The sequence below is a fragment of the Conexibacter stalactiti genome, from assembly GCF_033542075.1.
In the GTDB taxonomy this organism is placed as follows: domain Bacteria; phylum Actinomycetota; class Thermoleophilia; order Solirubrobacterales; family Solirubrobacteraceae; genus Conexibacter; species Conexibacter stalactiti.
Window position 1 is genome coordinate 1 of sequence record NZ_JAWSTH010000152.1, and the last position, 11,473, is coordinate 11,473.

At 74.6% G+C, this 11,473-nt stretch carries 9 protein-coding genes and 1 pseudogene; 5 read left to right on the forward strand and 5 right to left on the reverse strand.

Features of this window, described 5'->3' with window-relative positions; translation table 11 throughout:
* Window positions 1-364 precede the first annotated feature (364 nt).
* Window positions 365-1,078, reverse strand: a complete 714-nt coding sequence (locus tag R7226_RS29625) for a COG4315 family predicted lipoprotein (protein WP_318601084.1) — start codon at window positions 1,076-1,078, stop codon at window positions 365-367.
* Window positions 1,079-1,178: 100 nt separating this feature from the next.
* Here R7226_RS29625 and R7226_RS29630 point away from each other — a divergent pair, with 100 nt between their 5' ends.
* From R7226_RS29630 to R7226_RS29640, 3 genes are all read left to right on the forward strand, one after another.
* The gene (locus tag R7226_RS29630; RefSeq protein ID WP_318601085.1) at window positions 1,179-1,694 is read left to right on the forward strand and encodes an RNA polymerase sigma factor; all 516 of its coding nucleotides are present in this window, start codon (window positions 1,179-1,181) and stop codon (window positions 1,692-1,694) included.
* A 77-nt stretch (window positions 1,695-1,771) separates the two neighbouring features.
* Entirely contained in the window at window positions 1,772-2,761 is a 990-nt protein-coding gene (locus tag R7226_RS29635; RefSeq protein WP_318601086.1) for an ATP-binding cassette domain-containing protein, read from the forward strand.
* Complete coding sequence (locus R7226_RS29640) at window positions 2,758-3,606, forward strand: ABC transporter permease (RefSeq protein WP_318601087.1); 849 nt, start codon at window positions 2,758-2,760, stop codon at window positions 3,604-3,606. The genes R7226_RS29635 and R7226_RS29640 overlap by 4 nt, the downstream gene beginning before the upstream one ends.
* A 44-nt stretch (window positions 3,607-3,650) precedes the next feature.
* On the opposite strand, the gene R7226_RS29645 is transcribed toward R7226_RS29640, so the two are convergent.
* Window positions 3,651-4,016 (reverse strand): MmcQ/YjbR family DNA-binding protein, encoded by a 366-nt coding sequence (locus tag R7226_RS29645; RefSeq protein WP_318601088.1) that lies wholly within the window; start codon window positions 4,014-4,016, stop codon window positions 3,651-3,653.
* Between the two features lie 23 nt (window positions 4,017-4,039).
* Between R7226_RS29645 and R7226_RS29650 the strand changes: the two genes are divergently transcribed.
* Both R7226_RS29650 and R7226_RS29655 read left to right on the forward strand, forming a co-directional pair.
* Window positions 4,040-4,498 carry a GNAT family N-acetyltransferase gene (locus tag R7226_RS29650; protein ID WP_318601089.1) on the forward strand — a complete coding sequence of 153 codons (459 nt, stop codon included), beginning with the start codon at window positions 4,040-4,042 and terminating at the stop codon, window positions 4,496-4,498.
* Window positions 4,499-4,582: 84 nt separating this feature from the next.
* Window positions 4,583-7,414 carry a putative Ig domain-containing protein gene (locus R7226_RS29655; RefSeq protein WP_318601090.1) on the forward strand — a complete coding sequence of 944 codons (2,832 nt, stop codon included), beginning with the start codon at window positions 4,583-4,585 and terminating at the stop codon, window positions 7,412-7,414.
* 48 nt (window positions 7,415-7,462) lie between these two features.
* On the opposite strand, the gene R7226_RS29660 is transcribed toward R7226_RS29655, so the two are convergent.
* The 3 genes and pseudogenes from R7226_RS29660 to R7226_RS29670 form a co-directional block, all read right to left on the reverse strand.
* A complete protein-coding gene (locus R7226_RS29660; RefSeq protein WP_318601091.1) occupies window positions 7,463-8,584 on the reverse strand; it encodes a SpoIID/LytB domain-containing protein in 1,122 nt (373 codons plus the stop codon).
* Window positions 8,585-8,699: 115 nt separating this feature from the next.
* On the reverse strand, window positions 8,700-10,004 hold the full coding sequence (locus R7226_RS29665; protein WP_318601092.1) for a putative bifunctional diguanylate cyclase/phosphodiesterase: 1,305 nt from the start codon (window positions 10,002-10,004) through the stop codon (window positions 8,700-8,702).
* A gap of 223 nt (window positions 10,005-10,227) precedes the next feature.
* Window positions 10,228-11,473 (reverse strand): annotated as a pseudogene (locus tag R7226_RS29670) (hypothetical protein); the annotation flags it as partial.

Consider the following 11,473-nt stretch of genomic DNA (forward strand, 5'->3'; position numbering starts at 1 on the left):
CGGCGCTCGGCGCGGCGCCGACGGCGACGCGCGCGGCGGTCGCGCCCGCGACGGGCGCGGCGACAGCGGGCACGGCGGCGCACAGCACAACTGCCGCGGCAAGGGACGTTCGGCGCATCGAGAGGGCTCCCCTGAGGTGGTTCGCGTGAGACGGCTCTCGGGATGATCGGCCGCGCGGACGCCGCCTGAACCCCTCCGGCCGCGGCGACGGTCCGGCCGGTGACCGCACCGTCGCCGCGCCAGGTCAGCCCGCCGACGCGGCGACTGGACGGCGCCCGCTGCCGTCCGGCGCCGACGCGGCGGCCGGACGGCGCCCGGCCGCCGCCCGTCGCCGCCGCGCCCGCACCGGCGGGAGCGCCCGGCCTCACCCGCCCGGTTCGACGAGCGCTCCGCTGGGGTCGACGGCGTACCAGCGGCCGCCGAACGCCGACAGCCCCTCACCCGCGATGTCGCCGGGCGCGGCGTCGCCGCCGTAGCGGTAGACCGGATGGCCGTCGTAGGTGACGCCGACGAGGCCGTCGCTGCGTCTGCTGGTGCCCAGCAGCGCCGCTCTCGCCTGCCCTTCGGCGTCAGGGGCGCCGCTCGTCGTGAGCGGCGGCCACTTGCCGGCGCAGGTCTGCGCGCAGCTACTGACCGCGCCCTCGTCGGCGGTGAAGCGGTAGAGCGTGCGGCCGTCGCCGTTGACGAGGATCGTGCCCAGTCTGCCGTCGGCCGTCCGCACGACCGCGGCGGTGCTCGGCCGCGCCGGCGCCTCCATCGGCCCGTCGGCGTCGGTCCCGCCGCTGCCGTAGACGCCCTCGACGCCCTGCGAGGTGTCGTCCTCCTCGGCGGCGGCGCCGGCGACGCCGCTGGCGGCACTGCCGGCCGCGGCGCCGTAGCTGCTCTTCGGTCCACTCATCGCGGACGTCACCGTCGGTGTGGTGACGCCGCCGCCGCTGCTGTCGGCGGCCTGCTCGGCGACCGTCTCGGCGGTCGTCGCGTCCGAGCCGCTGTCGCTGGTGCCGCCGCAGCCGGCCGCCGCCAGCACGGCGACGAGCGCCGCCGGCGCCAGCGACGCGCGGGCGCGTGCGAGTCGCATCAGTTCCTCCTGGTCAGAGTGCTCTCACTATTGATCGATGCCGCGCCAGCACGTTCCCTTCCCGCTGCACCCACTTCTGGCGCAGCGGTACAGTCGATCGATGCCGCGGCTCGACCCGCAGGCGCTCGTCCCGCACCTCGACCGTCTCTCCCGCACTGCGCGCGCGCTGTGCCGCTCCGACGAGGAGGCTCAGGATCTCGTCCAGGAGACGCTGACGCTGGTGCTGACGCGACCGCGCCGGCTGCGCGACGGCGACGAGCTGGCGTACCTGCTGAGCGCGCTGCGCAACACCTTCCTGATGGGCCGCAGGAGCGCGGCGCGGCGGCCGCAGGAGGCGGTGGCGCTCGACGACGTCGAGCTGTGCGACCAGCGCGCCGGCGCGCGCGCCGAGGCCGGCCTCGAACGCCATGAGCTGTTCGCCGCGATCGAGCGGCTGCCGCATGACTTCCGCATGGCGCTCGTCGCGGTCGACCTCGCCGGCCTCTCCTACCGCGAGGCGGCCGACACGCTCGGCACGTGCGAATCGACGGTCGCGACGCGGCTGCACCGGGCGCGAGCGCGGGTCGTGGAGGAGTTGGAGCTGGAGAGCGCCGCGACCGCGCGCCGGCACGGCTGAGGCGCTCAGCGCTCGCATGGGTAGGAGATTCTCTGCCGCGCCGATGAGTTTCGGGCGCGCCGCTCGTCCTTACCGACATGACCGCGAACCCGACACTGGCAATCGAGGCCAGCGGCCTCGTCAAGCGCTTCGGCGACAACCGCGCCGTCGACGGCGTCGACCTGGCCGTTCCCGCAGGATCCGTCTACGGCGTGCTCGGCCCCAACGGCGCCGGCAAGACGACGACGATCCGCATGCTCGCGACGTTGATCGCGCCCGACGGCGGCAGCGCCCGCGTGCTCGGCCACGACATCGTGCGCGAGGCCGACCAGGTCCGCGCCGGCGTCTCGCTGACCGGCCAGCTGGCCTCCGTCGACGAGGAGCTGACCGGCCGCGAGAACCTGATCCTGCTGGCGCGCCTGCTCGGCTACGACCGCGCCCGCTGCAAGTCGCGCGCCGACGAGCTGATCGACGCCTTCGGCCTCTCCGACGCGGCCACCCGCCTCGTCAAGAACTACTCCGGCGGCATGCGGCGGCGGCTCGACATCGCCGCCTCGATCGTCGTGACTCCTCAGCTGCTGTTCCTCGACGAGCCGACGACCGGCCTCGACCCGCGCTCGCGCAACCAGGTCTGGGAGATCGTGCGGCTGCTGGTCGAGGCCGGCACGACCGTCCTGCTCTGCACGCAGTACCTCGAAGAGGCCGACCAGCTCGCCGACGGGCTCGCCGTGATCGACCACGGCAGAGTGATCGCGGAGGGCACGCCGGCGCAGTTGAAGGCGTCGGTCGGCGCCGGTGCGCTGCACGTGCGGCTGCTCGATCCCGAGCAGCTGCCGCAGGCCGAGCGCGCGCTCGCCGCCAAGCTCGGCTCGGCGCACCCCGCGCCGGAGCCGGGCGCCGTGATGGCGCCGTGCGGCGACGCCGAGCTGGCCGGCGATGCGATCGCCGAGCTGGCGCGCGGTGGGATCGGGATCGCCGGCTTCTCGCTCGGCCAGCCGAGCCTCGACGAGGTCTTCCTCGCGCTCACCGGCCGCCCCGCCGAAGACCCATCCGACGACGACCGCGCGACCGAGGAGGCGACGGCATGAGCACCGTTCCCAGCACCACCGCCGACGAGGCGACCGTCGGCTCGACCGACGCGCTGCGGCGCGCGATCGCCTCCGGGCCGCGCCCGCCGCGCGCGAGCGTCCTGACGGCCTGCCGCGCCTTCGCCTGGCGCGGGATGCTGAAGATCCGCCACGTGCCCGAGCAGCTGATCGACGCAACGCTGACGCCGGTCCTCTTCACGCTGATGTTCACCTACATGTTCGGCGGCGCGATCGCCGGCTCGACCTCCGAGTACCTGCAGTTCATATTGCCCGGCATCCTCGTCCAGTCGGTCCTCTTCACGACCGTCTACTCCGGCGTCGCGCTCAACACCGACATGACCAGAGGCGTCGTCGACCGCTTCCGCTCGCTGCCGCTGTGGCGTCCGGCGCCACTCGTCGGCTCGGTCGCGGGCGACAGCGTCCGCTACCTGATCGCCGGCGGCGTCGTCATCGTGCTCGGCCTGATCCTCGGCTTCGACCCCGAGGGCGGCGTGCTCGGCGTGCTGGCCGCGCTCGCGCTCGTGATCCTGTTCGCGTTCGGCCTGGCGTGGGTCTTCACCACGCTCGGACTGGTGATGCGCAGCCCCAACGCGGTCATGAACACCGGCTTCATGGCGCTCTTCCCGCTCGTCTTCCTCAGCAACACGTTCGTCGACACCGACACGCTCCCGAACGTGCTGGCCGCGTTCGTCGACGTCAACCCGGTCACGCACCTGGTGACCGCGGCGCGCGGGCTGATGCACGGGGACGCGAGCGGCGGCGAGGTGCTGCTGGTGCTCGGCGAGACCGCGGCGCTGACGGCGATCTTCGTGCCGCTGACGACGCGGCTGTACCGCAAGGGCTAGACGGGGCGGCGGGGCGCGGCGGGCGCCGGGCGCGGCGCCCGCCCCTACCCCTCCAGCCAGCGCAGCGCCGTGCGCTGGCGTCTGGGGAGCGACTCGACGACGAGGTCGTACGAGTCCTCGATCATGTCGCGAATCGTTCTCGGCGACAGCGAGCCGTCGACGGTGACGGTGTTCCAGTGACGTTTGTTGAGATGCCAGCCGGGCTTGATCGCGGCATGCTGAGCGCGTAATTGAACGGCCAGATCCGGCTCGCATCTGAGGCTGATCGACGGCGGCGGCTCGCCGTCGAGCCGGCCGATCGCGAAGATCTTGCCGCCGACCTTGAAGACGGCCGTCCCCTCTCCGAACGGGAACTCCTTGCCGGCGCCCGGGAGCGCCAGGCAGGCGGCCTCGATCTCGGCGGCGGTCATTGCGGGCAGGGTACCGTGCCGCCATGAGCACCTCACTGGAGATCCGCCCGCTGCGCACCGCCGACCGCGCGCAGTGGGACGAGCTGTGGGCCGGCTACCTGAGCTTCTACCGCCACGAGCTGGCGGACGAGATCACCGACGCGACCTTCGCGCGGCTGTGCGAGCAGCGCGACGGGATGTTCGCGCTCGTCGCGGTGGCCGGCGACGGCGCGCTCGTCGGCCTCACCCACGCGACCGTCCACCCCACGACCTGGTCGACCGCGGGCTCCTGCTACCTCGAGGACCTCTTCGTCGCGCCGGCCGCGCGCGGCGCCGACGCCGGCAGAGCGCTGATCGAGGCGACCGCGGCAGCGGCGCGCGAACGCGGCTGCGACCGGCTCTACTGGCAGACGCAGCAGTTCAACGGCCGCGCTCGCTCGCTCTACGACACGGTCGGGCAGCTGTCCTCGTCGGTGATCTACGAGCGCGAGCTGATCGACTGAGCAGCGGGCCGGGCGTCCCGGTGACCGGCTCTGGGCGTCCAGCCACCTGCGCAGCCGGGACGCTCTGCTTTTACCATGACGCGTATGCGCCATGTCCTGATCGCCGTCACCGTCCTGCTGAGCTGCTGCTCCGCCGCGACCACCACCGCCTCGGCGGCCGCGCCGAGCGCCGTCGCGGGCCTCGAGTCGCAGCTCCTGATCGGCGGCGAGCACGCCGGCGACCGCATCTGGCAGCTCGCCGACGCCGGTGACGTCAACGGCGACGAGCGCGACGACCTGATCGTCTCCTACTCCAACTTTCACGGCGCCGGGGATCCATCGTCATCGGCGCGCGCCTACGTCGTCTTCGGCGACGGCACCGACGCACCGGTCGACCTCGCCGCTCTCGGCAACCGCGGCTTCGCGATCGAGGGGACCGAGATGGCCCCGTGGTCGCTCGACGTGCAGCCGGGCGGCGACGTCAACGGCGACGGGCTGCAGGACGTGCTCCTCTCCGAGTCGTTCGCCGACGACTCCGCCGGCCGCGTCTCGGTCGTCTTCGGCGCCGATTCCAGCGCGACGGTCGACGTCGAGTCGCTCGGCCTGCGCGGCTACACCGTCACCGGCAGCGGGTCGCAGTCCTACGCCGGCTCGGCCAGCTCGGTCGCCGACCTCGACGGCGACGGCAACGACGAACTGCTCGTCGTCGAGCGCGACCGCGCGACGCTGCTGTACGGCACGGACGACACGGCTCCAGTCTCGCTCGGGTCGCTCGCGGCCGGGGCCGGCTATCGCATCAACGGGATCGGCAACCCGCAGATCGGCAGCGGCAGCGCCGTCGGCGACGTCGACGGCGACGGCCTGGAGGACTTCGCGCTGACCTCCGACTGCCAGGTGTCGACGACCTGCGTCCCGCGCTCGTGGGTCGTCTTCGGCAGAAGCGGCACCGCCGACATCGCGCTCTCCGCGCTCGGCGACGGCGGCTACACGATCACCGGCCACATGCTCGCGGGCGTCGGGCCGGCCGGCGACGTCAACGGTGACGACAAGGCCGACGTCCTGCTCAACGACGTCAACTCCGATCGCTCGTTCGTGCTCTTCGGCCGCAGCGCGACGAGCCCGCTGTCGCTCGACGTGCTCGGCTCTGCCGGCTTCCGCATCAACGCGGCGCCGGGGCGTTACGCGCCGTACGTGACGGCGATCGGCGACCTCGACGGCGACGGCCTCGACGACCTGCTCGCGCGCGACGCCGACCCCGCGGACGTGATCCTCTTCGGCAAGGCCGACAGCGCGCCGCTCGACGTCGCCAACCCGCTCGACCGCGGCTTCACGATCGGCACCGGCGCCGCCTACGCGACGCTGACCGGCAGTTTCGCCGGTACGCCGCGGCTGGCCGTCGCCTTCCCGCAGGACGGGCCGTTCGGCCGTTCCAACGCCGGCTCGATCCGCCTGCTGACGCCGCCCGCCCCGACCTTCGAGCTGCCGCCGGCGCGCGCGTACGCCCGTGGCGGTGAGATCGCGCCGGTCGCCCCGACCGCGGAGCGGCGCGCCTCGCCGCTGAGCTGGAGCGTCAGACCGGCGCTGCCGGCCGGGCTGGCGCTCGATCCGGCGAGCGGGACGATCAGCGGCACGCCGACGCAGCCGACGGCCGCGCAGAGCTACGCCGTCACGGCGAGAGACCGCCTCGGCAGCGTCACGCGGACGGTCGAGCTGCGGATCGACGACGACGCCTACGCGACCGTGGCGCCGGCCGCGGGCGCGACGGTCGGCGCGAGACCGCTGTTCGCCTGGCAGCGCGCCTCCGCCGCCGACGACAGCGAGCCGGTCGCCGGCTACACCGTCATCGTCGACGACGCTCCCCTGTTCACGCACGAGCACGGCGCCTGCGCCGCCCAGTGCGAGCGGACCGCGCCGCGCCCGCTCGCCGACGGTCAGCACAGCTGGCACGTCGAGACGACCGCCCGCGACGGCCACGTGCGGCGCACGCCGAGCGCGCGGTTCACCGTCGCCGATCCGCCGCAGGCACACCTGTCGCTCTCGCGCTCAGCGATCCACACGGGCGAGCCGGTCGGGCTCGACGCGAGCGCGTCGAGCGATGCCAACGGCGGCGTCGTCCGCTACCAGTTCGATCTCGACGGCGACGGCAGCTTCGAGACCGACGGCGGCAGAAGCGGCCACAGCTCGGCCTCGTTCTCGACGATCGGCGCGCGCACCCTCGGCGTGCGCGTCACCGACGCCGGCGGCCTGACCGCGGTGGCGACCGCGACCGTCCGCGTCACCCCGGCCCCGCCCGCCGGCGAGCTGGGCATCTCGATCAACGATGGCGCGATCGCGACGAGCAACCCGAACGTGACGATCTCGCTCGTCTGGCCGCGCCTCGCCGAGACGGCGCTGCTCTCCAACGACGGCGGCTTCGGCGCCGCCGGCTCGACGACCTCGCTCGGGCTGGTCGCGCGGGTGCCGTGGACACTCGCCTCCTCGGGTCCGGAGCGGCTGCCGAAGATCGTCTACCTGCGCTTCCGCGGCGGCGAGTCCGGGCGCGAGACCTACACCGACGACATCATCCTCGACCAGCGGCCGCCGCAGGTCGTCGCCGCGAGCATCGCGCCTGTCGCCGCGACCGCCGCGGCCGCGGCGAGCGGCCCCAAGCAGAAGACGAAGCCGAAGGCCAAGGGGAAGCGGAAGCCGAAGAAGGCGAAGCAGCCGACGTTGACGGTCACCGGCAGAGACGACAACTCGGGTCTGCGGCAGCTTCAGCTCGCCAGACGCAGAGGCGGGAAGCCGTTCTTGACCAAGCAGCTCGTGCGCGGCAACAGCAAGGGCAGACGCAGCCAGCGCGTGACGCTGCGGGTCCCCGCCGGCGGCAAGCTGTTCGCGCGCGTCACCGACGTCGCCGGCAACAGCTCCGGCTGGAAGGCGGTCAAGCGGGCGCGCTGAGCGGCGCGGTCGCCGCCCGGCCGCTCGCACGCTGAGGCCGCCAGCCGCTCACCCGCCGACCGCGTAGGCCGCCCACGTCGACGGCAGCGCGAAGGCGCCGGCGAGGTCGTTGCCGGTGACCGTCGTGGTGCCGCCGCTGCCGACGACCTCGGCGCTGACGACGCGGCCGGAGAAGCCGTGCGTGAGGACGCGGATCTCGATCAGCGAGCCCTGCAGCATCCCGCCGAGCCGCTGCTCGGCGGTCGCGATCGGGAAGGTCCGCGTCCAGCTCGACCAGCTCGTGTTCTGCACGCGGTCGAACGGGTCGGCGACGCCTCTGAGCCACGGCTGCGGCGTCGCGCCGAGGCCGACCTCGACGTTCTCGGTCCGCCCGCCGGAGCTGGCGTGGAAGTAGATCGGCACGATTCTGCGGCGGTAGGTGACGACCTGGCCGCGCGTCGCGGCGACCGCGGCGTCGGTCGTCGGCGTCTCGGCGGCGACGCCGCCGTATCTCTGCGAGCGCGTGTCGGCGTAGTGGTCCCAGCCGTCGCCGCCCTTGCCGTTGGCGAGCGCGTAGGTGCGCGAGGCGACCGCCTGCGCCTTCAGCGCCTCCGCTCTCCAGCTCGCGAACGCCTCCTGCGCCACGACGCCTCTGACGTACTCCTCGACGCCGACCGCGTTGACGACCTGCAGCAGGCCGTCGCCGCCGTCGGACAGCTCCAGCGCGCCGCGGTAGCTGCCGAGGCCGCCGACCTGCAGCGGACCGCGACCGGCGATGCGGGCTCGCTGGGCGACGCGCACGCTGTGCCCGCCGCCGCTGATCTGAATCTTCCCGCCGATCAGTCTGGCCGTGTACGTCGTCGTCGGGTCGAGCGTTCTGCGGCCGGCGCGGGTGGCGCCGGCGAAGGTCGCGACGCGGCCGCTGGCGAGGCGCACGCGCACCGTCCGCGCCGGCGCTCTGCCGACCTTCGTGCCCGTGAAGTAGTGCGCGAGGATCCAGCGGTGGCGCTTGCCCTGGAGCGCGTAGCCCTGCGCGCCGTACTGGCTCATGCCGACGCCGTGGCCGAAGCCGGCCCCTCTGATCGTCAGCTGCCGCTCGGCCGCGGCGGGCGCGGCGAGGACGGCGGCGGGAGCCGTCGCGGCGAGCGCGGCGGCGACGAGCGTACGGGCGAGGCGGAATCTGCTGAGCATGCCTCCATGACACCAGAGCGGCGCGGGAGTTGTGGCGCGCCAGCGCCGGCCGGGCGGGCGCCGCGCTCCCCACAGCGCGACGCCCACTGGCCTCCTCCCCCCGAGCTTGCGCGCCTCAGGCGCTGTCCGCCGGCGTGCCGGCGTCGGCCTCGGCGTCGAGCCACGCCTCCAGCTCATCCGCGGGCAGCGGACGGCTGAAGAGGAAGCCCTGCAGCGCGTCGCAGCCGATCTCGCGCAGCGCCTCCGCCGTCGCCGGCAGCTCGACGCCCTCGGCGACCGTGCGCAGGCCGAGGTCGTGTGCGAGCCAGACCGCCGCGCGCACGATCGCGACGTCGCGCAGGTCGCCCGGCACGCGCGCGACGAAGCTGCGGTCGACCTTCAGCTCGTCGAGCGGCAGCCGCCGCAGCACCGCCAGCGACGACGCGGCGACGCCGAAGTCGTCGAGCGAGACGAGCACGCCGAGCGCGCGCAGCCGCTGCAGCGTCGCCAGCGCGCGCCGCGGATCCTGCGCGACCGCGCGCTCGGTCAGCTCCAGCTTCAGCCGCCGCGCCGGCACGCCGTGCTCCTCCAGCAGCCGCTCGACCTCGTCGGGCAGCCGCTCGTCGAGCACGTTCGGCCCCGCGAGGTTGACGGCGACGGTCAGGTCGCGGCCGTCGCGGTGCCAGGCAGCGAGCTGCCCGAGCGTCTGCGCGAGCACGGTGCTGGTGAGGCTGCCGGCGAGGTCGGCGGCCTCGGCGACGAGCAGGAACTCGCCCGGCTCCAGCAGCCCCAGGTCGGGATGCTGCCAGCGCACGAGCGCCTCGACGCAGCCGACCTCGCCGCTCGCCTCGACCTGGGGTTGGTAGTGCACGACCAGCTCGCCGTCCGGTATCCCGCTGCGCAGCTCGTGGACGCGCAGCAGCAGCTCGCGGCCGGCGTCGTCGGAGCTGTCGCGATACAGCTCGTAGCCGGAGCCGTGGCGGCGCGCGCGGCGGGCGGCGAGGTCGGCCTCGTGCATCAGCTCGGGCCAGATCCCGTCGTCGGTGAACAGCAGCGCGCCGCCGATGCTCGCGCGCAGCAGCACCTCTTCGCCGCGCAGCGTCAGCGGCTCCTCGAAGGCGCGATGGACGCGCGCCGCGAGCGCGGCGAGCCGCTCGGCGGTCGCGTCTCTCTCCAGCAGCACGCCGAACTCGTCGCTCCACAGCCGCACGATCAGGTGCTCGCCGGCCATCGCCGCGCGCAGCCGCGGGCCGAGCGTCCGCAACGCCTCGTCGCCGGCCTCGCGACCAAGCTCCTCGTTGAGCGCCTGGAAGCGGTCGACGTCGATCACGAGCAGGCCTATCGTCCGCGGCGCATAGTCGTCGAAGAGCGCGTCGAGGCGCTGTTCGAGACGGCGGCGGTGCGGGAGGCTGGTGAGGGGGTCGGTCAGTGTCGGCGTCATCGACGCGCGGGTGACTGGGAGTCGCGCCCGCCGCGGCACAGGGATGGGATCGGCGGCGGCGGGCGCGACAGCGGGGACGCTTGCGGACCGCACTATGGAGTGCTGACCTTGCAGCCCGGTTGCAAAAAGAGCAGCGGAGAGTCTTGGTCGCTGAGCGACCAAAACTCGCCGGTGCTCGCGGCGGCGCGCTGGCGGCGCGCTCGCGACGCGCTCGCGACGCGCCTCAGACCGCCGCGACCGCTTCGATTCGCTGCGCCACCGCGGGCGCGCCGGCCGCCAGCGCCGCCGCACGCGCCTGCTCCAGCCGCGCCTCGCCCTCCGCGCGGCGGCCGAGCAGCAGCTCCAGCAGACCGAGCGCCTCGGCGACCGGGCCGAAGTAGCCGGGCAGGAAGATCACCGCGTGACGCTCGGCGTACGGCTCCAGCAGCGTCCGCAGCGGCGCCGCGCGGGCGCTGTCGCCGAGCAGCCACATGACCGCTGCCAGCGCCGTCCAGGTGAACAGCGCCAAGCCGTTGCTGCGGTCGAGGCCGGCCAGCCCGTCGGCGTCGTCGGGCAGCGTCGCGAGCAGCGCGGCGGCCGCGGCGGGCTCGTCGTCGCTGGCGTACAGCAGCGCGGCGCCGACGCGGACGGCGACGAGGTCGGGGCGGCGCTCGGCGATCTCGGCGAGCGCGGGGACGTCGGCCGCCGCGATGTGCGGGCGGCGAGTCAGGCGATGGACGAGCTGCTCGAGCGCGAACGGCTCGCTCGGGACCGGCTGGTCGCCGCCCTCGCGCAGCGCCGCGGAGCGCAGCCGCTCGGCGCGCTCCCAGTCGCCGGCCATCGTCGCGAGCATCGCGTCGGCCTCGCCGGCCCAGCGCAGGAAGCGCGGGTCGCCGAGCTGGGCGGCGAGCGTGCGCGCGACGGCCAGCTCCTCGCGCATGCTCTCGAAGCGGCCCAGCTCGCCGAGCAGCGGCAGGCGCGTCGCGATCGCGGCGACCTCGCCGGCGCGGTCGTGCGCCGAGCGCGCGTCGTCGAGCAGCCGCCCGGCGAGGATCAGCCGCTCCGCGGTGCGCGCCGGCTCGGCGTCGACGCGGATCTCGGCCTGCTCGACGACCCGCCGCGTCAGCGCCGGCGTCTGCGGGCGCACGAGCGCGCGGGCACGCTCCAGCAGTCCCAGCGCTACGGCCGGGTCGGGATCCCACGAGCGCTCCAGCGCCAGCCGCGCGAGCAGCTCGGCGTGCAGGTCAGGCTGGTCGGGCGGCAGCGCCCGCTCGGCGGCCGCGAGCGCGTCGACGACCTTCTGCGCCGCCGGTCCGAGCCCGCGGTTGACGCTCCCCTCGCCGAGCACGGCAAGCCCGAGCGCCGCGCGCGCGGCGAGCACCGCGTCGCCCTGCTGCTGCGCCAGCCGCAGCCCCTCGGCGAAGGCACGCCGCGCCGGCCCGGAGGCGACGCGGCGGCGCGCCTCCCCGACCGCGACGAGCAGCCGCGCG

Excerpts from the sequence above, each read along its gene's own strand:
- R7226_RS29630 (WP_318601085.1), top strand. The coding sequence starts at position 1,179 with ATGCCGCGGCTCGACCCGCAGGCGCTCGTCCCGCACCTCGACCGTCTC.
- R7226_RS29665 (WP_318601092.1), bottom strand. The coding sequence starts at position 10,004 with ATGACGCCGACACTGACCGACCCCCTCACCAGCCTCCCGCACCGCCGC.
- R7226_RS29635 (WP_318601086.1), top strand. The coding sequence starts at position 1,772 with ATGACCGCGAACCCGACACTGGCAATCGAGGCCAGCGGCCTCGTCAAG.
- R7226_RS29650 (WP_318601089.1), top strand. The coding sequence starts at position 4,040 with ATGAGCACCTCACTGGAGATCCGCCCGCTGCGCACCGCCGACCGCGCG.
- R7226_RS29655 (WP_318601090.1), top strand. The coding sequence starts at position 4,583 with ATGCGCCATGTCCTGATCGCCGTCACCGTCCTGCTGAGCTGCTGCTCC.
- R7226_RS29640 (WP_318601087.1), top strand. The coding sequence starts at position 2,758 with ATGAGCACCGTTCCCAGCACCACCGCCGACGAGGCGACCGTCGGCTCG.
- R7226_RS29660 (WP_318601091.1), bottom strand. The coding sequence starts at position 8,584 with ATGCTCAGCAGATTCCGCCTCGCCCGTACGCTCGTCGCCGCCGCGCTC.
- R7226_RS29625 (WP_318601084.1), bottom strand. The coding sequence starts at position 1,078 with ATGCGACTCGCACGCGCCCGCGCGTCGCTGGCGCCGGCGGCGCTCGTC.
- R7226_RS29645 (WP_318601088.1), bottom strand. The coding sequence starts at position 4,016 with ATGACCGCCGCCGAGATCGAGGCCGCCTGCCTGGCGCTCCCGGGCGCC.